This window comes from Paenibacillus kribbensis, assembly GCF_002240415.1.
Lineage (GTDB): Bacteria > Bacillota > Bacilli > Paenibacillales > Paenibacillaceae > Paenibacillus > Paenibacillus kribbensis.
In genome coordinates, this window is record NZ_CP020028.1 from 927,378 (window position 1) to 950,595 (window position 23,218).

22 protein-coding genes and 1 pseudogene are annotated in these 23,218 nt (G+C 46.2%); 18 read left to right on the forward strand and 5 right to left on the reverse strand.

Annotated elements, in window-relative coordinates; all coding sequences use genetic code 11:
* The first annotated feature begins 2 nt into the window (after positions 1-2).
* From B4V02_RS04125 to B4V02_RS04150, 6 genes are all read left to right on the forward strand, one after another.
* On the forward strand, positions 3-506 hold the full coding sequence (locus B4V02_RS04125; RefSeq protein WP_094153851.1) for an NEAT domain-containing protein: 504 nt from the start codon (positions 3-5) through the stop codon (positions 504-506).
* Between the two features lie 97 nt (positions 507-603).
* Positions 604-4,965 carry an NEAT domain-containing protein gene (locus B4V02_RS04130; RefSeq protein WP_094153852.1) on the forward strand — a complete coding sequence of 1,454 codons (4,362 nt, stop codon included), beginning with the start codon at positions 604-606 and terminating at the stop codon, positions 4,963-4,965.
* A 156-nt stretch (positions 4,966-5,121) separates the two neighbouring features.
* Positions 5,122-6,081, forward strand: coding sequence for a heme ABC transporter substrate-binding protein IsdE (gene isdE, locus B4V02_RS04135; protein WP_094153853.1), 960 nt, complete (start codon positions 5,122-5,124; stop codon positions 6,079-6,081).
* Positions 6,082-6,095: 14 nt separating this feature from the next.
* Complete coding sequence (locus tag B4V02_RS04140; protein WP_094153854.1) at positions 6,096-7,079, forward strand: FecCD family ABC transporter permease; 984 nt, start codon at positions 6,096-6,098, stop codon at positions 7,077-7,079.
* A complete protein-coding gene (locus tag B4V02_RS04145; protein ID WP_094153855.1) occupies positions 7,069-7,848 on the forward strand; it encodes an ABC transporter ATP-binding protein in 780 nt (259 codons plus the stop codon). Before B4V02_RS04140 ends, B4V02_RS04145 begins: the two co-directional genes overlap by 11 nt.
* 284 nt (positions 7,849-8,132) lie before the next feature.
* Positions 8,133-9,761 carry an ABC-F family ATP-binding cassette domain-containing protein gene (locus tag B4V02_RS04150; RefSeq protein WP_094153856.1) on the forward strand — a complete coding sequence of 543 codons (1,629 nt, stop codon included), beginning with the start codon at positions 8,133-8,135 and terminating at the stop codon, positions 9,759-9,761.
* A 196-nt stretch (positions 9,762-9,957) separates the two neighbouring features.
* On the opposite strand, the gene B4V02_RS04155 is transcribed toward B4V02_RS04150, so the two are convergent.
* Positions 9,958-10,143, reverse strand: coding sequence for a hypothetical protein (locus tag B4V02_RS04155; RefSeq protein WP_007432127.1), 186 nt, complete (start codon positions 10,141-10,143; stop codon positions 9,958-9,960).
* A gap of 322 nt (positions 10,144-10,465) precedes the next feature.
* Here B4V02_RS04155 and B4V02_RS04160 point away from each other — a divergent pair, with 322 nt between their 5' ends.
* The 10 genes and pseudogenes from B4V02_RS04160 (at position 10,466) to B4V02_RS04205 (ending at position 19,063) form a co-directional block, all read left to right on the forward strand.
* Positions 10,466-11,335 carry a cation diffusion facilitator family transporter gene (locus tag B4V02_RS04160; protein WP_094153857.1) on the forward strand — a complete coding sequence of 290 codons (870 nt, stop codon included), beginning with the start codon at positions 10,466-10,468 and terminating at the stop codon, positions 11,333-11,335.
* Positions 11,336-11,526: 191 nt separating this feature from the next.
* Positions 11,527-12,696, forward strand: a complete 1,170-nt coding sequence (locus B4V02_RS04165; RefSeq protein WP_094153858.1) for a C40 family peptidase — start codon at positions 11,527-11,529, stop codon at positions 12,694-12,696.
* Positions 12,697-12,971: 275 nt separating this feature from the next.
* Positions 12,972-13,493, forward strand: coding sequence for a DUF948 domain-containing protein (locus B4V02_RS04170; RefSeq protein ID WP_094153859.1), 522 nt, complete (start codon positions 12,972-12,974; stop codon positions 13,491-13,493).
* Between the two features lie 51 nt (positions 13,494-13,544).
* A complete protein-coding gene (locus B4V02_RS04175) occupies positions 13,545-14,063 on the forward strand; it encodes a hypothetical protein (RefSeq protein ID WP_094153860.1) in 519 nt (172 codons plus the stop codon).
* Between the two features lie 330 nt (positions 14,064-14,393).
* A complete protein-coding gene (locus tag B4V02_RS04180) occupies positions 14,394-15,572 on the forward strand; it encodes a PP2C family protein-serine/threonine phosphatase (RefSeq protein ID WP_094153861.1) in 1,179 nt (392 codons plus the stop codon).
* A pseudogene (locus B4V02_RS04185) lies at positions 15,559-16,740 on the forward strand (response regulator); the annotation flags it as partial. The gene B4V02_RS04180 and the pseudogene B4V02_RS04185, both read left to right, overlap by 14 nt.
* Positions 16,741-16,840: 100 nt before the next feature.
* On the forward strand, positions 16,841-17,179 hold the full coding sequence (locus B4V02_RS04190) for an STAS domain-containing protein (protein ID WP_094153863.1): 339 nt from the start codon (positions 16,841-16,843) through the stop codon (positions 17,177-17,179).
* Between the two features lie 18 nt (positions 17,180-17,197).
* A complete protein-coding gene (gene rsbW / locus B4V02_RS04195) occupies positions 17,198-17,650 on the forward strand; it encodes an anti-sigma B factor RsbW (protein ID WP_094153864.1) in 453 nt (150 codons plus the stop codon).
* Positions 17,647-18,420: a sigma-70 family RNA polymerase sigma factor gene (locus tag B4V02_RS04200; protein ID WP_007432117.1), complete on the forward strand. Its 774-nt coding sequence runs from the start codon at positions 17,647-17,649 to the stop codon at positions 18,418-18,420. Before rsbW ends, B4V02_RS04200 begins: the two co-directional genes overlap by 4 nt.
* A gap of 220 nt (positions 18,421-18,640) precedes the next feature.
* On the forward strand, positions 18,641-19,063 hold the full coding sequence (locus B4V02_RS04205) for a tetratricopeptide repeat protein (protein ID WP_094153865.1): 423 nt from the start codon (positions 18,641-18,643) through the stop codon (positions 19,061-19,063).
* Positions 19,064-19,294: 231 nt separating this feature from the next.
* Here B4V02_RS04205 and B4V02_RS04210 read toward each other — a convergent pair whose 3' ends face one another.
* From B4V02_RS04210 to B4V02_RS04220, 3 genes are all read right to left on the reverse strand, one after another.
* Positions 19,295-19,615 carry a DUF5665 domain-containing protein gene (locus B4V02_RS04210; RefSeq protein WP_094153866.1) on the reverse strand — a complete coding sequence of 107 codons (321 nt, stop codon included), beginning with the start codon at positions 19,613-19,615 and terminating at the stop codon, positions 19,295-19,297.
* Entirely contained in the window at positions 19,602-20,006 is a 405-nt protein-coding gene (locus tag B4V02_RS04215) for a YtxH domain-containing protein (protein WP_010344697.1), read from the reverse strand. The genes B4V02_RS04210 and B4V02_RS04215 overlap by 14 nt, the downstream gene beginning before the upstream one ends.
* 502 nt (positions 20,007-20,508) lie before the next feature.
* Positions 20,509-20,736 carry a DUF1128 domain-containing protein gene (locus tag B4V02_RS04220; RefSeq protein WP_007432112.1) on the reverse strand — a complete coding sequence of 76 codons (228 nt, stop codon included), beginning with the start codon at positions 20,734-20,736 and terminating at the stop codon, positions 20,509-20,511.
* A 120-nt stretch (positions 20,737-20,856) separates the two neighbouring features.
* Here B4V02_RS04220 and yyaC point away from each other — a divergent pair, with 120 nt between their 5' ends.
* On the forward strand, positions 20,857-21,447 hold the full coding sequence (gene yyaC, locus B4V02_RS04225; RefSeq protein ID WP_007432111.1) for a spore protease YyaC: 591 nt from the start codon (positions 20,857-20,859) through the stop codon (positions 21,445-21,447).
* An 88-nt stretch (positions 21,448-21,535) separates the two neighbouring features.
* Entirely contained in the window at positions 21,536-22,324 is a 789-nt protein-coding gene (locus B4V02_RS04230; RefSeq protein ID WP_094153867.1) for an alpha/beta fold hydrolase, read from the forward strand.
* A 177-nt stretch (positions 22,325-22,501) separates the two neighbouring features.
* Here B4V02_RS04230 and B4V02_RS04235 read toward each other — a convergent pair whose 3' ends face one another.
* On the reverse strand, positions 22,502-23,068 hold the full coding sequence (locus tag B4V02_RS04235) for a pyridoxamine 5'-phosphate oxidase family protein (protein WP_094153868.1): 567 nt from the start codon (positions 23,066-23,068) through the stop codon (positions 22,502-22,504).
* Positions 23,069-23,218: the final 150 nt, after the last annotated feature.

Genomic DNA, 23,218 nt, shown 5'->3' on the forward strand with positions numbered 1-23,218 from the left:
ATATGAACATGATTATGAATCGTATGGAGAAATTGTCTTTGAAAAAAGTAATGCTTATTGTATTGATGGCTGCGCTTGTTTTTGTGGTACTAGCTCCATTTTCCGCTAATCAAGCGAATGCGGCTTTGGCTAATGGCAAGTACACTATTGATTATACCGTGTACAAAGATGGCACCAATGAAACTTCTTACATGGACTCGAACGGTTATGTCGCCAAACCAGCTACGTTGATCGTTACTAATGGTCAATACAAGGCAAGAGTAACAATTACTAAAAGCGCTTGGGTCACTGAATTTAAGACACAACAAAACGGACAATATGTCAACGCAACTGTAATCAGCACATCTGGAGACACAAGAGTGGTGGAGTTTCCAGTAAGTGATTTGTCGCAAAAATTGAATGTTAAGTTGCATGTAAGTGTGCCTGCAGAATACACAGGCGGAGTTCCTTATGATCACGATTATGTCGTTCAATTTGGATTCAAAGAAAGTACTGTCAAGAAATAAGACAAGTTCTGATTCATACACTTAAACATATTATTTATACTGATTTGGAGTCTCAAAGCTTCAAATCAGTATATTTTTAGTAGGGGGATTAATGCACTTGAAAAGGCAATTTAAAAAATATGTAATGCTGTTTGCAGCATTGGTGATGTTGTTCTCACTTGTGCTTCCATTTGCTCCAGCGGCATATGCATTTGACGAAACGAGTCAGGCTGCAGAAGCTGCATCTTCTGATACAGCTGTTACCGAAGATGTATATTCGACAGAGCCAGTGGAAGAGGTCCCGGTAGAATGGACTGTACCTGCAAATCCAGAGCCACAAGCGTTTGTTGCTGAATCCCAAACAGCAAGCATTGCTCCAGATACAAATATTTATACGATTAATTACGCATTGAAAAGAGACAACCAGCCCTCAAGTGAGAGCGGAGAATTTGAAAATCCGGCTACCTTTACAGTTGAACAGGGAACAACGGTCGGAGAAGCAACTTATCACGTTTCTTTAAAAAGCTTGAATAGCTCATATGCCTTCGGTTATTTTAATGTCAAAGTGGATGGAAATTCAATTCCTGTTCACATTGCAGACAAGGTTCAGGTTTCAGAAAGCAGCTTTACTCAGACGGTAACCTTTGATGTATATCAATGGGATAAAAAAGTTGAAATTGATTATCAAAAGGGTCAACCGGACGACTACATTGATCCGGTCAATGGTAACGTTATTGAGTTTGATCCTTCGACTATAAAAGTGAAAGAAGACGTGGTTACTCCACCTGTTCCAGAGCCAGGGACTCCGACTAAACCAGGAGATTTGAGCTTCGCCATTTTGAAGGATAACACGGATGAAGTGTCGGTGATGGATGGATATACGGTAAAACCAGGCTCTCTAATCGAACGTGGTGGTAAAAAGTATGTCCAATTCACATTGAAAAACAGTAAGCAGATTGATGGCTTCAAGGTAGAACAAAATGGAGTCTTAACTGATACCTCTATTGTAAGTGAAGATCAAACTGCGAATACACGAGTGATTGAGTTCGAAGTCAAAGAACTGCCTGCCAAGCTGAACGCATGGGTAAGCATCAACTGGCCTGAGCTAAACTACGTGAATACTTATAATGTAGATATACAGCTCGCTTCTGTACCCGCGCCAGCAGATTTGGCGGATGGAACGTATTCGATTAATTTTAGTGCGCTGCACGCAACTAAAGATCAACCATCAGCTATGGCACAATATCTGTTGTCTCCGGCAACCTTGACGGTATCCAAAGGGCAAAAAGAAGTTTCCTTTACCATCAAAGACAGCAGTACGGTAACGGAGTTTAAAACAGAACAAAACGGAGCGCTAGCCGATGCTGATATTGTAAGTGAGGACAAGACAGCCAATACCCGTGTGGTAAAATTTAAAGTAGCGGATTTGGATGCTATTTTAAATGCACAAGTACATGTAAGCACGACCTATCCGGGTGGAGTTTATGAGATGGATCATAAGCTTCGTCTTCAATTCGACAAGAGCAGCATTACTGAAAATGGTACCTCTCCAGAAACAGGCTCCAATTTGGACTTCACCTTTTTGAAGGATGGCACGAATGAAAAGTCTGTAATGGATGGCTATACGGAGAAACCAGGCGTTTTGATTGAACGTGATGGGAAGAAGTATGTTCGTTTTACCTTGAAAAATAGCAAGCAGATTGATGGATTTAAGGTAGAGCAAAACGGAGTATTATCCAATGTAGCCACAGTAAGTGAAGATCAAACTGCGAATACACGAGTGATCGAATTTGAAGTGAAAGAAGTACCTGCTAAGCTGAATGCATGGGTAAGCATCAACTGGCCTGAGCTAAACTACGTGGAAACCTATAATGTTGATCTCCAGTTGGGCTCTGTAACTGCACCACCGACTATCGCAGATGGAACGTATTCGATTAACTTTAACACCCTGCACGCAACCAAAGATCAGCCATCGGCCATAGCACAATATCTGTTGTCTCCGGCAACCTTGACGGTATCCAAAGGGCAAAAAGAAGTTTCCTTTACGATCAAAGACAGCAGTACGGTGACGGAGTTCAAAACAGAACAAAACGGAACGCTAGCCGATGCTGATATTGTAAGTGAGGACAAGACAGCCAATACTCGTGTGGTGAAATTTAAGGTAGCGGATTTGGATGCTATTTTAAATGCACAAGTACATGTAAGCACGACCTACCCGGGTGGGGTTTATGAGATGGATCATAAGCTTCGTCTTCAATTCGACAAGAGCAGCATTGCAAAAACTCCATCCCCGGTTGATCCAAGTACTCCTGGGAAGGGCTTAGCCGATGGAACGTATTCAATCAAGTTCAATGCGTTGCATGCAACCAAAGATCAACCATCGGCGATGGCACAATATTTGTTGTCTCCGGCTACATTGACGGTATCTAAAGGCAAGTATGAAGTTTCCTTTACCGTCAAGGACAGCGCAACGGTGACAGAATTCAAAACGGAACAAAACGGAACATTGACGGATGCGGATATTGTAAGTGAAGACAAAACAGCCGATACACGTGTCGTAAAATTCAAAGTAGCGGATTTGGATGCTATTCTGAATGCACAGGTCCATGTAAGTACCAGTTTTAACGGATCGGTTTACGAAATGGATCATAAGATCCGCCTTCAATTTGACCGCAGCAGCATCACGGTAAAAGGATCAGATGGCGGTACAACTCCTGTGGCTGAAAACGGCAGATACAGCATTGATTTCTCTGTGCTCAAAAACGGAACCAATGAAATATCCATAATGGATGGCTATATGCAGAAACCAGCCACGCTGTTAAGACAGTCTGGAAAAAATGTGATTCAGATCAAAATGGACAAGAGCAGCTGGATTAAAACGTTCAAAGTAAACGGTTCAGAAGCTCAAGTGGTTGATCAATCGACCTCCGCAGATACAAGAACAGTGCAATTTGAAGTGCCTAATCTGTCAGATAAAGTGACAGTGAATACACATGTCGTTGTACCTGGATTAGATTTGGGTGGCGTCCTGTACGACCACGTATATGATGTACAGTTTCAATTTGAGCCTGCTACCATTCGCAGCTTTGTAGAACCGTCCTCTTCGGGAGCAACAGCTCCTGCAGTGAAGCTGGATTTTGACAAGCTTGCCAATGGCAAATATGCTTTGAAATTCAGTATCGTTTTGTCAGATGGCTCGACAGCAGTGGATTCACCAGCTCAACGCTTCATCACTGACGAACCGGCGCAATTGGTCGTGGAAGGCGACAAACGGTTTGTAGGTCTGAAGCTGCAAAACAGTAATGAAGTGAAGGCGTTGCGTATTTGGGATAACGCGAGCGGAAGCTATCAAGACGCGGAAGTGACCGAAGAAGATGCAGCTAGCAATACGAAGCACATTCGTTTTAGCGTAAATGACTTTAAGAACAATGTAAAAGGCCAACTGGTTGTTTATGAGGCCCCTAAAGTGGCAAGTGCCGCTCCGATGGTCTTCAAGGCCGAGGATCGTGTAGAAAAGGTATACGACTTTGAATTCAAATTCGATACCAGTAATGTATCTTATTACAACGACAAGAAGTCGGTTGAAGAGGAAGAAGGGAAAAACAACCTGCCTGACGGAGAGTATACAGCGGATTTCCGTCTTCTGGCGAACGGTACGGAGAAGGACTCCATTGTAGCTCCTTTTGTAGAGCCTCTGGCGAAGCTGGCCGTGAAGAACGGCAAGATTGTGGCTCATCTGACTATTACGGACAGACAGGCTCTGAAGCAATTCCAAACCGATTTTGAAGGCCGTTATGCAAATCCGGCGGTTATTGATTCCAGCACAAAAGGGGATACGCACACGATCGCTTTTGAAGTACCTGATTTGGACAAAAAGCTGAGTGTGTATACCCAGGTATATCTGCCTGAGAAATACATTTTTAATGAGAAATTCGGCGGACAGCTTCAATTTGACCGTGCATCGCTTAAAGGTGAGGGAGTAAGTGCAGCTACAACTTCAACCGCCGCTGAACCAGCGCCAGCCTCTACGGACAAAGCAGCACAAACGACCACGCCTGTGGCTGAACAAAAACCCGTAGTTGAGCAGCCAGCTCAGCCCGCAGCTTCCGAGAAGCAATACACGATCAACTACAACATATTTAAAGACAAGACGAATGAAGCTTCCGTTATGGAAGGATACCTCGACAAGCCAGCCTTACTGATTGAAAAGGGAGGCAAGCGCTATATTCAAATTACTTTGAATAATAGCTCTTGGATGCCAGCTCTCCAAGTGGAGCAGAACGGCACCCTGAAAGATGTAGAAGTGATCTCGACATCCGGTGATACACGTGTGGTTCAATTCGAGGTAGGGGACTTGTCTCAGAAAATTAGTGCCTACACCCACGTTGCTGTGCCTGGTTTGGTTCTGGGCGGTGTGCCATATGATCACTGGTACACAGTTCAGTTCCAATTTGATGAAGCAAGTCTGAAAGCGAAGTAAACTCAGGTTATGACATCAATGTAGCCCGACTAAACAGCATAATTTGTATGTGAGCAAGTCTTGGTGCCTGGCATCAAGACTTGTCAGCATTTACATACCTGAAAAAAGCTGGGGCTCATGCTGCTCTATATTTTGAATTGAGGTGATTTGATTTTCATGAAACGCTATACAGCTTTTACACAAGGGAAATCATTCTATTTTTACATGTTGGTCAGCATTGTAATCTTATTGCTCGCCGGATGCTCGGGAGGAGCAGAGGCCGAACAGAACAGTAGTGCTGGTTCGAAATCGCCAGCAACGTCTGAGGCCGCAGGAAAGTCATCAGACGATAAAGTTCAAACACCACGAATTGTTGCGACTACGGTAGCCATTACGGAAATTACAGATGCACTGGGGCTGGATTTGGCAGGCAAGCCGACAAGTACAAAGATGCTGCCTGACCGATACAAGGATGTGCCTGATGTGGGAAATCCGATGAGTCCTGACATGGAAAAAGTGATGTCGCTGAAGCCAACAGATATATTGTCGGTCACGACACTTCAATATGATTTGGAGCCGAAGTTTAAGGACCTGAATATCAATGCTGAATTCTTGAATTTTGAAAGCCTTGCGAATATGCAAAAGGAAATTCAAAAGCTGGGAGACCGATTTGACAAAGCTGCAAAGGCGAAAGAGATCAATGGAACTTTGGATGCCAAAGTAGCCAAGGTTAAACAGCAAATCCAAGGAAAGAAATCTCCTAAGGTCCTGATTTTGCTGGGGGTACCGGGAAGTTATCTGGTGGCTACCGAGCATTCCTATATTGGCGATCTGGTCAAAATTGCAGGCGGGACGAATGTAGTCCAAGATCAGAAGGTGGAATATATTGCTCACAATACAGAAGCCTTGCAGCAGTCCAATCCAGATATAATATTGCGCGCCGCGCACGGAATGCCGGATGAGGTCGTCAAAATGTTTGACGAAGAATTCAAAACCAACGACATCTGGAAGCATTTTAACGCTGTAAAAAATGGACACGTCTACGATCTGCCGGAGACGTTATTTGGCACAACAGGTAATCTGGCCGCTAGCTCAGCACTGGATGAGCTGGTGAAGATGATGTACCCTTCGAACTAAAGGAAGCTGATGACATGTCAAGGAAAGTGTGGAGTATTATCATTGTGATGGTCTTGCTCATCGGCGTCATTCTGTATTCGGCAATGACCGGCAGTCTCAAGGTCAACTTGAGCCAATTAGTGGCCGGATTATGGACAGGGACGGATGAGCAGGTAAATGTGGTGAAGGATCTGAGACTACCCAGAATTATCGTGGCCGTGATGGCCGGAGCAGCGCTTGCAGTGGCGGGTGTTCTGCTGCAAGCGGTCATGAAAAACCCGCTGGCTGATGCGGGAGTGATCGGCATTTCTTCAGGAGCAGCTTTAATCTCGTTGATTGCGGTGACAATCTTTCCGATGCTTTATTTCTGGATGCCGTTCTTCTCTTTTATCGGTGGTGCGCTGGCCTGCTTAATGGTCTACGGATTTTCCTGGAAATCCGGCCTGCATCCAATTCGTCTAATCCTGATTGGGGTCGCAGTAAATGCCATTTTTTCCGGTTTGGGGCAGTCATTTAACTATCGGGGGAGCTATGCCATCACCAGCATTAATCAGGTCACAACCTCGACCCTGTCCATGAAAAAATGGGTTGATGTCGAGATTATCACAACCTATGGCGGAATTGGTTTGATTCTGGCCATGCTCGTGTTCTCCTGGTGCAATTTCTTGTCTCTCCAGGATAAAACGGCTAAAAACCTCGGATTCAATGTGACGCGCGCACGACTTTTGATTTCCGTCATTGCCGTGCTGCTGGCAGCAACGGCTACAGCCATCGCAGGAGTTATCGCCTTTATCGGCCTGCTCGTTCCGCATTGTGCCCGTTATTTGGTGGGTTCGGATCACAAGTGGCTCATTCCGTTCTCCGCCTTGTGTGGCGGCTTGCTGCTGCTGCTCGCAGATACGCTTGGGCGGACGGTGCTTGCTCCCAATGAAATTCCAGCTTCTATTATTATGGCCGTCATTGGCGGACCGTTCCTGATCTTTTTAATCAGAAAGGCAGATCGCACTTATGGACATTAAGGATATTACCTTTTCATATGACCGCAAAACGGATTGTCTGCATGCCATCCATGCTGTGATTGAGCCGGGACGGATTACTACGATTATCGGCCCCAATGGCTGCGGCAAATCGACGCTGCTCAGTGTGATGTCCAACAATGCGGTTCCCCGCTTGGGGCAGGTGATTTTGGACGGGAAGGAAATAACCCGCTACAAGCCCAAGGAACTGGCCCGTCAATTGGCGGTGGTACATCAGCAGAATGAGGCGCCCTCGGACTTGACGGTAGAAAAACTCGTCAGCTTCGGAAGAATGCCGCATAAAACCATGTTCACAGCCAGCCGCGACGAGGACGAGCAAGCAGTCGAATGGGCGATGGCCTGTACCAACCTGTCGGAACGCAGAACAAGCACGCTGGATCAGCTTTCAGGTGGGGAGCGACAGCGAGTGTGGATTGCGATGGCCTTGGCGCAGCGGACGCCGATTTTATTTTTGGATGAGCCAACCACCTATCTGGATATGTATTACCAGCTTGAGATTTTGGAGTTGATCCGGCAGCTCAATCAGGAGCACGGACTGACTATCGTGATGGTGCTGCATGATATTAATCAGGCTATTCGGTATAGCGACGTGATGATCGCTATGAAGGAAGGACGTATCATAGCAAACGGCCGGCCCGCAGAGGTTGTAACATCCGAATTGATTCAAGCCGTCTATGGTGTAGAGGTAATCGTAAGACAGGACGAGGAGGCGGGAATGTATCTCATTCCGCTTGGTGTCGGTGTTTCCTGACATTTACAAGTACATGGAATATGAATGTTGAAACCGAATAACGCGTTTGTCCTGGTGGCTACTCATCGAATTTGAAAACAAGAAAATGGTTCTGGTCCATGTGTTTGTCAGGTGACAATCGTGGAGATAGAAGCATTTTTTTATTTTAGTTATAAAATATTGGGCGAGGTTCAGGGACGGTTCTGCTTATACTACGGTTCGAATCCGATCTTTTGTGTGTTATACTATTGCCGTCGGTAATTTTGTGTTTAGCACTTTACTAATGATAAGGATGGTATGCTTATATGATCAGTACAAGCGGCGTAACGCTTCGTTATGGTAAACGCCCACTTTTTGAAGACGTAAATATCAAATTTACTCCCGGGAACTGCTACGGCCTGATTGGGGCGAATGGCGCGGGCAAATCCACTTTTTTGAAGATTCTTTCCGGTGAAATCGAAGCCAATTCAGGCGAGGTCCACATGACACCGGGCGAACGGATGGCAGTGCTCAAGCAGAACCATTATGAATACGATGAATTCCCTGTTCTGGAAACTGTTATTATGGGCCATACGCGCCTGTATGAGATCATGAAGGAAAAGGATGCGCTGTACGCTAAAGCAGAGTTTTCCGAAGCGGACGGCCTGCGCGCCGGTGAGCTGGAAGGCGAATTTGCAGAGCTGAACGGTTGGGATGCCGAGCCGGATGCGGCCGCATTGCTGATCGGCCTTGGTATTCCGCGTGACCTGCATGACAAAAAGATGGCTGAGATGAGCGGCAACGACAAGGTACGTGTTCTCTTGGCACAAGCGTTGTTTGGTCGTCCGAACAATTTGCTGCTCGATGAGCCTACGAACCATTTGGATCTCGAATCCATTCAGTGGCTTGAGAACTTCCTGATGGATTATGAAGGCACCGTCATTGTCGTATCCCATGATCGTCACTTCCTGAATAAGGTATGTACGCATATTGCGGATATTGATTTTGGTAAAATTCAGATGTATGTTGGTAACTACGACTTCTGGTATGAGTCCAGCCAGCTTGCGCTTACACTGGCTCGCGATGCCAACAAGAAGAAGGAAGAGAAGATCAAGGAACTGCAAGCCTTTATCCAGCGCTTCTCTGCGAATGCCTCCAAGTCCAAGCAGGCAACCTCGCGTAAAAAGCAACTGGATAAAATTACGCTCGATGACATCCGTCCGTCGAACCGTAAATATCCGTTCATCAACTTCAAGCCTGAGCGTGAAGCGGGCAAGCAACTGCTGACTGTAGACAGCCTCAGTAAAACCGTTGAAGGCGAGCAAGTGCTGAACGAGTTCAGTCTGGTTGTGAACAAAGGTGATAAAATTGCATTCGTTGGCCCGAACGGCCTGCCTAAAACGACGCTCTTCCAGATCCTGATGAACGAACTGGAAGCGGACAACGGCGAATTTTCATGGGGGATCACAACCAGCCAGGCGTATTTCCCGAAAGATAACTCCACTTATTTTGAAGGTGTGGACCTGAATCTGGTGGAATGGCTGCGTCAATATTCAAAGGATCAGGACGAAACGTTCCTGCGCGGCTTCTTGGGACGTATGCTTTTCTCAGGTGAAGAAGCACTTAAGAAAGCAAGCGTGCTGTCCGGGGGCGAAAAGGTTCGCTGTATGCTGGCGAAAATGATGTTGAACGGTGCCAATGTGCTGCTGCTGGAAGAACCGACCAACCACTTGGATCTGGAATCCATCACAGCGCTGAACAATGGTCTGATCGACTTTGACGGTACCATTTTGTTCACTTCCCATGACCATCAGTTCATTCAAACCATCGCGAACCGTATCGTCGAAATTACACCAAACGGGGTAATTGACCGTACGATGAGCTATGATGAATACTTGGAAAGCGAAGAAATTGCGAAATTGCGTGAGCGTATGTATCCGGTAGAAATCGGCTAATACCCGAACAGCTAATCCAGCTAATTTCAGCGAATAGTCAAACGAAAGAGGAGCTCCTTGGGCCATGGATATGGCTGGGGAAGCTCCTCTTTTTCGTTGGTTCGATTGCCTATAGCTTAAAAAATCGGTTCCGGCAACGAGGCAAGATTGACCTCGTCAGGCCTCCGTTACCGTAATAGCCTATGGGCTGGGTGGCTTATGATCCACCTGTACGACGGCGTTGGTTGTTCGGCTTCTTCGTATTTTGGCTTTTCAGTGTTTTGGTGGAACCGCCTTGAAAGCCGCCCTGCTGTGAAGCGCCGGACTGCTGTTTTTTTTGTGCCAGCTTTTCGCGAATGGCATCTGCAAGATTAATTTTACGTGGTTCATTGGCATCGCTCATGAATAAATTCCTCCTGTTGCCGCCGGATTCATGTCAATCCTGCTGATTGAAGAACAACGCGGCTGTGTCCTCATTTTAAACGTTTTTAAAAGAAGGGACAAGGGCAACAATAATATCACGAGGGCAGGGTGAACCGGGAGCAGAAAGCCTGTTTTTTGCATGCAGGCAAAAATGTTTTGCAACCCCCACAGGAATGGGACTTGGCAATACTTTTTCGTTGTTCCTACAGCGATGCGGAGAGGAAAGACTGTTTCTGTAGACCCACACAAATATCGTCTGCTATGCTGAAATAACAGTTGCTTTTAAAGGAGTGTCCTCCGTTGTGGTGAATGTTTATGAGGAAATACGAAAAGGTGAACGAGGGGCGTGGGTGAGCATTGGCGCTTACCTTTTGCTGTCCGGATTCAAGCTGATTAGTGGATATATTTTTGCTTCCAGCGCGTTGCTGGCCGATGGCTTTAACAATGTCACCGATATTGTGGTGTCCGTTGCCGTGCTCATTGGCCTGAGAATATCCCAGAAGCCGCCGGACTCTGATCATGCCTACGGACATTTTCGGGCCGAAACGATCGCAGCGCTGCTAGCGTCCTTTATTATGGCTGTCGTCGGTTTCCAGGTGCTTATTGATGGAATCGGGAGCATTTTTAAGGGTGGAAAGCAAACGCCGGATATCACCTCCGCAGGTGTAGCCGTGATTTGTGCAGTTATTATGCTGGGAGTGTATCTGTACAATAGCAGACTGGCCCGGCAGATTAACAATAAGGCGTTGCTGGCAGCGGCTAAGGATAATCTGTCAGATGCGCTTGTCAGTGTCGGAGCAGCGGTAGGTATTATCGGCGCACAGCTCGGATTGCCATGGCTGGATACCGTTGCGGCGATCGCGGTAGGATTTATGATATGCAAGACGGCATGGGATATCTTTAAAGATTCCACACATAGTTTGACGGATGGATTTGACGAGCAGGAGCTGTCTGACTTACGGAGTACGATTGCCCATATACCTGGAGTAGAGAGAATTCGAGACGTTAAGGCACGGGTACACGGTAATCATGCGCTGGTGGATGTGGTCATTGAGGTGAATCCGCAACTCAGCCTGATTGAAGGACATCGGATCAGCGACCGAATTGAGGAACGCTTGCAAGAGGTTCATAATACAATGCATGTCCACGTCCATGTAGAACCCAAATTATAGTTTAATTATTTAATAGTTAGCCATAAAAGAGACTTTAGACCTATATGCAAAGAGTTGATACGTTCTCTTTTGTGACGTTTGGATTATATCTCTCTTCCTGCTGCTTTTACTATAATGAAGGCATGTCCGGCTATATTGGTCGGAATTGGACATGCTCTTCAAATTCGTAAAAACAGCCAGGAGGTGCAACATTGAGAAGACGTGTGATGGGAACGCTCATGACGTCAGCCGCGCTATTGGCAGCAATTCATGTGTCGCCGGGTCAGGTTGACGCAGCGGCATCGACAGCATCCACAGGTCAGAAGGCGGTCATTCAATCGGCAGTAAAGCTCAGATCGAATCCTTCGACGACGGGGGATGTAGTCAGCTTTATGAAGCAGGGAGAGGCCGTAACGGTATTGGAGAAAACGAACAGCTATTGGTACAAGGTCAAGACTTCTGGTGGAGTTACCGGATACACGAGCAGCTCTGACAAGTACATAAAAGTTGGCACTACCAGCGCCGCTGCTACTGTCACCCCGACTGCCAGCCGTAAACCAGAAATCACTGAACCCGTTAAAAACAACGTTTCAACGAAAGAGGCATCAGCCTCAGTGAATAGTTCTGCCGGTCAAACGAAAGCTACGATTCAAACGTCCGTTCGTTTGCGGGCGGAGGCATCCACTTCTTCCGAGATTTTAGGCTATATGAATACAGGGGATGTCGTTACAATTACCGATTCTAGCAACGCCTATTGGTTCAAGGTTACCACTGCTGATGGTACGGCAGGCTATGTCAGTTCGTCTCCACAATATATTCGTATTGGTGAGGGCGTTGTTGTGGAGCAGCCTGTAGCTGCTTCGGCGGTATCTGCCTCGGATACTACTGCTCTACCTGCGGCAGCATCTCCTGCGCCAGCGGTTAGCTTGCCTTCCGGTGATGCAGCGGCTGCAATCGAACAAGTTATTAACACAGGTATGACTTATCTCGGGACACCTTATGAATATGGTTCCGATCGTAACAGTACGGCTACTTTTGATTGCTCGGCCTTTACCCGCCAAATTTTCCGTCAGGCTGTAGGTATCCAGCTTCCGGCAGATTCGCGTTCACAGGGTGAGTGGATCAAACAAAACAGTCAGCCGAATACCGACATGACTACGCTCAAACGTGGCGATTTGCTCTTTTTCACAAATTATAATGCATCTTCCGGGACGTACGCGTCTCTGGATAATTCCTCCCAAACGATCACACACGTTGCTGTATATTTGGGAGACAACAAGCTTCTTCATACGTTTTCTGTAGCGGGTGGCGGCGTGAAAGTTACGGATTTCAGCAAACCTTGGCAGGACCGGTTCCTGTTTGGGGGCAGCGTGATCCAATAAAGCGTCGCAAACTGTAAAAAAGCTGCATCAAAAAAGGATGTTCCACAGCCCTGTAATCAGGTTGGAAACATCCTTTTCAGCATGTTCTGCATCCTCCTTGTTTTGTATATAATGTGGCATACTCGTGCCAGTTAGGCTCAGTTGCGAGATTCTGTGAAACATAGCGCCTGGGGCGGAGAAGAAGCAAGCTTCGACGTTGTTTCGCGTCTGAACGTAAAGGGTAACTATGCAATAATCATACACATCCTCGTGAAGGATGAAAGAGAGGTTATGCCATGTTAACACAGATTAGCATTTTTATTATTGCTATCGCCTTTGCAGTTCTCGTTATTTTTCTTATTAAAACACTTAAAGCAGCACAAGGCTCTCTGGATAAGGTGACTCAAACCTTGCAGGATGTACAAAAAACAGTCGATGAACTGAGCTATGAAGTAAAACAAACGGTTCGACATGCGAATGACATCACCGCAGACGTTGATCATAAATTAAAGCAAGTGGAGCCTGTGATGGAATCTGTTAAAAACCTGGGCGAGGTGCTCAGCGAAGTGACGCTGGCTGCCAAACAGGCGTCTAGCGCGTTAATGACCCGCTTTCAAAAGCCGCATAACACGGCGGATAAGACATCCAATGCAGAAACTGCGAACAAGTCAGTGAAACCGGACAGACCTTTAACTGCAACCGAACGGACGGTTCAAAGCTACAATGCAACCTACGAGGAGCCTGCGGGGAAGCCGGCTAAAAACTGGCTAAGCTATGTGGATATTGCAGCCAGCCTGTGGCAGAAAATGCGCCAGTAGCATAGGGGTTGAACCGTAAACTACAGGAAATTTATTGAAAGGGTGAGATTTATGATGAAGATTTTATTGCTGGTTGCTGGTTTGCTCACTCCCTTTTCCGGACAGGATACGGTTCACCAAACCGTTTCCCCGCAAGCAGCGGGGCATATGGTGAGGGCTGTGCAGACGTTCCCTGATCATCATGCCGTACCGGCTGATTTTCATACGTTAAATGGCGTATCTCTAGAAGATACTCGTGCGGATGTATTGAAAAAACTGGGTAAGCCGCTTCGAATAAAGAAGGATCTGCTGCAGCTTTCTACAGAATATCAATATCCTGATGTTATAGTAGGCATGCGTGGGGACGTCGTTTCTTATGTACATGTAGACCCTGCTGCTGGCCGAATCCAGGTCAATGATGAGTGGCTGCCGCTGAAACGGCAAACGCTGGATCAGGCGCTCGGTGGTTCACAATTTACAGCAGAAGACGGAGAGGTATATGTACGTGGGCAGCGAGCGATTAAAGTGTTCACCGATGAGACGTCAGATAAGCCCAAATATGTTGAGTTTTTTGACGAAACCGAGTGGTGAATTGATTTTTTAGCTCATGACATAACGTGGAAGTTTCAAATCGATGTATAGCGTGTAATAGTCAGAGAAGTCAATCAGACCCATCATAATGATTTTTATGAAAAAGAGCAGGATCAGGGCATGGTGCTGGTTATTTGAGCGCAGCACGAGTGCTTTACGGGTCGTCCAAAAATATAGATAAGGAATGGGGGTTCAACCTCATTCCTTATCTATATTTTTGGAATGCCTTCTTGCGGGTACTCCTCCTTGGGGAATGCTATTCCCATCACCAAGGGTATTACCGCTTAGGAGGTATAGTATAATACATGGGTTATAGATAAGGAGAGGCCAATGAGAATTCTAATTGTTGACGATAATCCAACCAATATCATTATTGTTCGTGAAATATTAAAAAAGGAAAATTATAGAGATGTAATTTCAGCTAGTTCAGCCGCAGAAATGTTGGAGCGTCTAGGGATTGGTGATCGCAGCACTAGTATTCGACCCCGTCCTTCTGATATTGATCTGGTGCTGCTGGATATGATGATGCCTGAAATGGACGGCATTGAAGCTTGCAGTATTGTGCAGGAGTATGAGCATTTAAAAGATATTCCGATCATCATGGTAACTGCTGTAGGGGATTCCAAAAAGCTGGCCGAAGCACTGGATGTAGGGGCCGTCGATTATGTTACGAAGCCGATTAACAAGGTGGAGCTAATAGCGAGAATTCGATCTGCCTTGCGTCTTAAGCAGGAGAAGGACTGGCATAAGGATCGGGATCAACGGATTCAGGATGAGCTGAAGCTGGCTGCGATGGTACAGCAGGCGGTGCTGACTCCTGCTATTCAAGACCCGATGCTGGAAGTAAATGCGCTATATCAGCCTTCCTTTGAATTGGCGGGAGATTTATATTCATGGTATCCGCTAGGAGAAGGAAGGTATGCTGTCATCTTGCTGGATATGATGGGGCATGGCATTTCATCTTCGCTGTTCTGCATGTTCATTGCATCAGTGCTTAAGGATACCGTGACCACGTATGTGGAGCCTGAGAAGGTCATACAGGAGCTGAATCGCCGTTTTAATCAGCTGGATCTCGGCAAACAGCTGGTACAGTACTATTTTACGGCGATTTATATGGTGATTGATACTCGCTCTCGGCGGATTGACTATGTGAACGCAGGACACCCACCCGGCTTGCTGTTCAGTCAGGACGGCAGCATCACCAAGTTTGACCGGGCCTGTAGTCCGGTAGGGCTGTTCGACAAAATTGATGCGGAAATGCACACGGTTCAGTATGAAGGGACGGGACATATCGCTTTATATACGGATGGCTTGCTGGAGGCTGTAGAGGGCGAATATGAGGAGCAAATCGAGTATTTGACTGCTTGTCTGCGCAAGCATGAGCAATGGAATGAAGAAGCAATGCTGGATGCCTTTTTTCGTAAAGAGGCGCCTCAGGACCGCGATGATGACAAGTGCCTGATCTGGATTTCGTTGAAAGAGGGAGAGAGCTTCCATGGGGCTTCATGAACCGATTCATATATTGCTGGTAGATGACAGACCTGAGAACCTGCTCGCTCTTGAGGCGGTGCTGGAGAGTGAACATTATAACCTGGTAAAAGCTACTTCCGGAGAAGAAGCACTGCGATGTCTGTTAAAAGATGAATTCGCACTCGTAGTCCTTGATGTGCAAATGCCGGGTATGGATGGAATTGAGACTGCAAAGCTGATTAAGGCCAGAGAGAAGACAAAGGATATTCCGATGATCTTCATTTCAGCTAACAGCAAGGAAGCTGAGCATTTGTTTGCAGGCTATTCAGCGGGTGGTATTGATTATATGGTGAAACCATTCATCCCCCAAATCCTCAAGTCCAAAATTGAAGGCTTTGTGCAAATGTATCTGATGAACAAGCGCTTGAAGATGCAGTCGATGCTGCTTCACCAGAAGACTCAGGAGCTGGAGAAGATGAATAGCGAACTGATTGCTGCCAAGGAGGCAGCGGAGATTGCGGCCAATGCCAAAATGGAGTTTTTGGCGATGATGAGCCATGAGATCCGCACACCTATGAATGGCGTCATTGGCATGATTGATTTGCTGATGGAGACGGAGCTGCAAAGCAATCAACAGGAATATGCTTATATCATTCGCCGCAGTGCAGACGCGCTTGTAGCGGTCATCAATGATATTCTGGATTTTACCAAGCTGGAGTCAGGCAAAATGGAAGTAGAGGAACATCCATTCGAGCTGGTTTCCTGTATCAAGGAAGTATTCAGCTTGTTTACGGTAGAAGTGAACCGGAAAAATTTGGAGCTGGTTTATTTTCTCGATGAACAGATGCCTTCCGTGCTATATGGCGATATGGGAAGATTGCGTCAGGTGCTGATTAATCTGGTATCCAATGCCGTTAAATTTACAGACCAAGGCGGGGTATATGTCTTCGCTTCTGTCAAAGAGCGTAGCGACAAGGGGCTTACCGTTGAGTTTTTTGTGAAGGATACCGGTATTGGTATTGAATCGGCTAAAGTTGGAAGGCTGTTTCAGCCCTTTTCCCAGCTTGATTCTTCCATGACGCGTAAATATGGAGGGACTGGATTGGGACTCGCTATATGCAAAACGCTGGTTCATATGATGGGCGGGGATATTCGTGTGGATACGAGTGGGGAGCAGGGTGTAACGTTTCATTTTACAATGAAGCTTAGCAGGTGGCATTTGGAAGGTGCCGAAGGTTATAGCTTGATTCAAGGGCCCGTATAATGGGTTAGTATGTAGGGAAATCTTTTTTTGGGAGTGTAGGCCTATGAATACAAATAAAAATGAGAAGTTCAATGCAATTACAGAAACGAGAGATGGTGTAAATATCGTTTATCTGAGTGGAGAATTGGATCTTTCGGTGGCACCTGACTTTCGCCTGGTGATGGAGCCTCTGGTAGAGGAATCCGGCCAGGATTTGATTATTAATTTGAGAGACCTTAAATACATTGACAGCACGGGCATTGGTATTTTGTTATCCATTTTAAAAGCAAGACACGGGATGGAGTCCCGGTTTACCGTTCAGGAGGTTCCGCCTCAAATTCAAAAGCTGTTCGATCTGACCGGTATTGCCAAATTCTTTGTCCCCCAGGAGAATTCCCAATAGGAAAGGAAAGAAAAAGAAATGAATGCTCAAATTCAAAAAGTAGTTCTTAATTTGCCTGCCACTGCTGACTTTGTTGATATTGTAAGATTAAATTTATACGGTATTGCCGCGAAAATGGGATTCTCTTATGAGGAGATTGAAGACATGAAAGTGGCTGTATCGGAAGCCTGTAATAACTCTGTCCTTTATGCATATGGTCACAAGGGGGGAGTCGTGGAAGTGACATTCGAATTTGACGAAGCTTCGTTGTCTATCCGTGTCAAAGATGAAGGGGAGAGCTTTGAACGGGTGGAGGACCCGTCCCGTATCTCATCCCTGCATGACAAGGAGTTGAATGATGCACAGGTGGGCGGCTTAGGCTTTTATCTCATGCAGGCGCTTATGGATGATGTCCATATCTTGAATGAGGCAGGAAAAGGCACCGAAGTGGTGCTGATCAAGCATCTGACCAGAAGTGAGGAGAAAGTATGAATGAAAAGGTAACTCCCCCGGAGTCGATGGATGAAGCCGTTGGTCTAATCTGGGAGTACCAGCAAACGAAAGATAACGAGATTGCTACCGTGTTGATCCGCAAGTATGAACCGATGGTTAAGATGGCTGCCGGGAAGATCTCCCGTAACCGCCCGGACTTATACGAGGATTTATATCAGACCGGTCAGATGGCCTTGATCCGTCTGCTTCAGCAATACGATATCAGTCTGGGTATTCCCTTTGAACCGTATGCAATGAAAAGTATGCTCGGACATATGAAAAATTATTTGCGCGACAAATCATGGTACATTCAGGTTCCCCGCCGCATTAAGGAAAAGGGAGCGCTTGTTCAGCATGCCATTGACGAGCTGACTGTTAAACTGGAACGTTCGCCGAATGTGAGCGAGATTGCGGAATATTTGGATCTGACTGTGGAAGAAACGATCGAAGTGCTTGCTGGTCGTGAATGCTACCATTATGTTTCGCTAGATTCGCCTTTATCCCAGGAAGAAAGTGCAGCAACGTTAGGTGAGCTTATTAGCTCGGAGGCCAACGATTATGATACGGTTGAAAAACGGATGGATTTGCAGCAGGCTTTAAGCCAACTGAAAGAGCAGGAACAGAAGGTGCTCCTCCTCGCATTTCAGGATGGACAATCTCAACGTGCGATTGCGCAGACGCTGGGCGTATCGCAGATGAGTGTTTCCCGTATCCAGAAGCGGGCAACAGAAAAGCTGAAGCAGATTATGTCTAATTCCTCTATTTTATGAGAACACAGCAGAGTTTACGGTTTCAAATATTTGACGTCACATCGTAAGGGCACGTTATTCCAAATAGGGAAGCGTGTCCTTTTTTTAAAATGAACAAGCGTAACAAATTGTAGCGGCTGCTTAGCAGTTACAATATACTTAGTTTGCATAATTAGCGTCTAGAAAAGTGGGTTGTGTTAAATTCACGAATGAGATTTTATGACGGACAGGAGAGATCACGGTGCAACTTTCAGATTCCACCTATTCTGAAATCATCACTCTATCTAAACAAGGCGAAGATTTAGTGAAGGCAGGCGATCTTGAGGCGGGCAAGCATAAATATGTTGCTGCCCTCCGCTTATTGCCGGAAAACCATCGAGAATGGGAGGCCGCTACATGGTTATACGTGGCTATCGGGGATGTTCATTTTCGAATGAATAATTACGATAGGGCATTCAAGTGCTTTTTTAATGCTGTTCAGTGTCCGAAAGGGTTGGGCAACCCCTATATTCATCTTCGGCTAGGGCAGCTATATTATGAACAGGAAAACCTCGAAAAGGCGACAGACGAGCTAACCCGTGCTTATATGGGTGCGGGTATTGAGATTTTTATGGAAGATGACCCAAAGTATCTTGAATTTTTGGAGACAAGCATAGAGCTTTGAAATTCCAGGTGGTTCAAGAGCTGATTGCGGTATTCAAGTGGCAGCTTAGGGGAGTATTGAACAGGATATTTGAGACGGGTCGTTTTGTGTCGTAGATATCTTGGTCAAATAACGGATACGTTAGTTCAATAGAACAGCGGTAGTCTAGGATTTTATTTTCTCGTCCTTGGGCTACCGCTGTTTTGGTTTCTGGCGTTAGACTAACTTGCTACGGGTTACGATTGAATCGTTTTAGCCTTGGCTCATTTTAATATATTCCAGCAATTCGGCAATAAAATCTCCGATGACCGGAAGGTTTAGCTGTACCAGGAAGCTAAGCAACCACGCGAGCAAGGCGAGTATGACCACTGTCCCCAACGTGAGGCCAAGTCCCCGTGCAATTCCTGCCGTCAGGTTACTCATAATTCTTCGTTTAGTACTGGAATAGTTCTCTAGAATATCACGAAATTCTGCTCTTTCCAGCGTATCTGCGATTTGATCTAGCCGTTTGTTAAGCCGCTTAATCTCATGCCTCAGCTCAAAAGGATGCTCATTGACGCTAGGATGTTGCATTCAATTCCTTCTCCGACTCCTTGACTGCCTGGGCTGTTGCATCCATAATCTCTTGATCTGCCTTGGCTGCTTCATCAGCAACGTCGGCAGAAGCTCTGGCTACGCTGGATAAGATGATGTCTTTGCTGCCGGATACCGTTTTAGCCACATCTGCTGTTTTGGTAGAAACCGTTTTGGCCAAGTCCGTTGCTTTGCTGCTGACTACAGAGGCGACGTCTTTTGTTTTATCGGATACAATCGTCATTTTATCAGACAGTTCGCTGCGCAACTCACGTCCCGGCTTCGGTGCGAACAGCAGGGCTGCCGCAGCACCAATTAAACCTCCGATCAATAAACCCTTTGCAAAGCTTGAAGTATTGCCTGCCGTATTTTGATTGTCGATGTTATTCATGTCATATCACTCCTCTTATATAATAAAAAAATATATAAAAAACCATGCTGCTGCTTTGGATGATGCGAAAGCTTCGTGTGCTGCTTTGTCTTGCTTACTTCGTATATAAACGCTGTGATCTTGAGTGAAACAAAAAGCGATCCGGGTTCACTTACAGGCGGGGAGTGGAAGAAGGGGGAGAAGATTGCAGACACGCTCGCCAGTAGAGCACGGGAACGGTAAATATCAGCCAAATGAACCCTGCCATATACCGATCATGTTGTACTATAAATTTAACGAATATAAGTTTGAAAGCAAAAACTTGACTAAGTCGCAGGCTGATTTGCCTTGAGTCAATGTATATGCAGCCTATAAAAAAATAAGGCTCGTATTCCGCCTGCGCATCTGTTGATGCGACCGGAGATACAAGCCTTATTTACGAGCACAGCGCACGATCATGAGCAGTGTTGTCCCGAATGATAGGTCATAAGCTGGTTAAGCGACCTGTCGTACGGGCTGGTGGTCAGGAGGGCTTGCGCAATCTGCCCAGCTCAGAGACGATGGCCTCAACCTCTGAGATACTCAGGTTGGGTTTGCTTATCACCATATCATAGACATCATGGATGTCCTCATATTGCTCCAGCGAGAAAGCGGAAGCTTGCATAGCAGCTCCACTCGCCATACGAAGCTTGGTTTTAATACCTTCAATCATATACTCAATGTTGGCATGAGACGGTACAGACAAATCCATTGTTAATGTTCCATCCTTTCATAACAGGGGAAGTTGCCTGTATTGTATCATGTTTTTGTTGTAGAATGTACTGAAAGCCAGAATGCCGATAAACAACGGAATCAAGGAGGATGGACAAAGGTGTCTTTGTATAATCGAGCTTCCGCATCCGGTCGCTCCCCCTTAGATCGTAATGTAGAAAAAACAGATCGTGAAGGACTCGCACCGTTCTTTCGGGAAATTCATGATCAGCATACTATAGATAAGCTGACCTTTGTTTGTATCGGTACGGATCGCTCGTCAGGTGACTCGCTGGGGCCGCTGGTCGGCACCATGCTTAAGGAGCAGGGGGTTCCACACGTCATTGGCACATTGACGGAGCCGTGTGACGCGGATCATCTGGTTTCGTATCTGGAGCGTATTCCCCAGGATCATCATGTCATCGCCATAGACGCTTGTCTTGGACAGCAGGGATCGACAGGGATGTTTCTTATTGCACGCGAGCCGTTGACTCCGGCCCGCTCCGTTGGATTGGCTCTGCCGTCTGTTGGACATTACAGCGTCGCAGCTATTGTGAACGAGCGTAGCCCCAAGCCCTATTGGACCTTGCAAATGACGTCGCTCCACCTCGTCATGACGATGGCAGCACATATTGCTAACGCTGCGGCTTGTGAGTTTGGGCTAAGAGCAGCCACACAAGATTTCCCAGATGGCTACCGTTTCAGATATTGATGTTCTGCTTAATAATATACATCAGCATGTTCTACTTACTAATATATTCAGCTCCAATAGACTATATACAGAGAAGGAAGGGTTTCACATGAAAAAGGTATTGTGCGAAGGAACGACGATCTGCTATGCCGAACAGGGGAAAGGAGAGCCGATCATTCTGCTGCACGGATTTTGCGGAAGCTCTTCCTATTGGGATGAGGTTGTTCCCTTGCTATCCCAAAGCTATCGGTGTATTGTTCCAGACCTGCGTGGACACGGGCGCAGCGATGCTCCACTCGGAGCCTATACCATTGATCAAATGGCAGATGATGTGCTTAAACTTCAAGAGCAGTTGGACATCCCGCAGGCTGCCTGGTTCGGTCATTCCCTAGGGGGATATTTGACGCTTTCCGCAGTACAGAGACATGCGGAGCGTCTTACAGTCTTTGGGCTGATTCATTCGACTGCTTATGCAGATACGGAGGAAGGCAAAGAAAAGCGGAACAAGGCTGTATCCACCATTCAAACAGAGGGGATTACGAGCTTTGTAGACGGGCTCGTACCTGGGCTGTTTGCTCCAGATCATGTAGAGTCTATGCCCGGACTGTTACTTAAAGCCAAAGAAATTGGCTATAAAACGCCGCCGCAAGGGGCTGTAGGAGCTTCACTAGCTATGCGTGAGCGTTCCGACCGTCGGGATGTACTGTCAGCATCTTCCTTGCCGGTCCTTTTAGTGGCAGGTGAGCAGGATCATGCAGTTCCTCCAGCCCGCACATTTACAACGGATCGCACCGGGGTAACTCAGGTTACTATACCAAAAGTGGGTCACATGAGCCTGTTCGAAGCACCGGAATTATTAGCGGATGCCATCTCGTCATTTTTGGAACAAAATTTGTAGAAGTAAGCCTGAAGAAGAAAGAACTCAAAAACCGGGAACACCTGATATGACAATCAGATGCTTTCCGGTTATTTTGTGCTGTAAATTGGCTTTTAGTTATGACAATGACAACTATATACTCGGTTTATTGAGTTTCTGTCAGGCTTGTTGTAACCAGTTGGATAGTGTGTAAGGTGTCTAATTCATATTGCTTTTGTTCAAGGCAAACGCCGTCGGCAATCCGTCAATACTCTCCAAACTTTTCTCATAGTTATACTTTTTAAGGGCTTCTTCACCCATCTGAATCGCGACTTCCTTCAGCTTTTCCCGTTCGCTCGTGTATGTCATGAAGGGAACCGCAAAACCACATGAATTCTGCACCATGTGAATGTCCACAACAATGATTTGTCTTGCTCCGGGAAGCGGGGCGAAGAGAGGGTATAGCTCATTCCATTGCTGGGTATCGGGCAGCACGACGGCACCAGTTCCGTAGAGCTTTAATACACTGGGCGCGCCCTCAAATGCACAAAACATGATGGTTACCCGTCCATTCTCTACAATGTGGGCGCTTGTTTCGTTGGTGCTTCCCGCCAAGTCGAGATAGGCTACCCTTTGATCCGACAGAATACGCAAGGAATCATAACCTTTGGGGGAAAGATTAACATGCCCCTCCTTGGATAGCGGTGCTGATCCTACAAAGAAAACGTGCTGCCGCTGTATAAATTCTTGATATTCCGGTAATATCGAGCTGAATCGATTAGCCATGCTCAATCATCCTTTCTCATAAAATAATAATCAAGTAATTGTTTCTCAAGAAAATAAAATTCAATAATAGATTAAATAGATTATTGAATGTGATGCTATAATTTTGTTTCTTTCGAAACAAAATTAACATGATATTGACAGAGAAGCAAT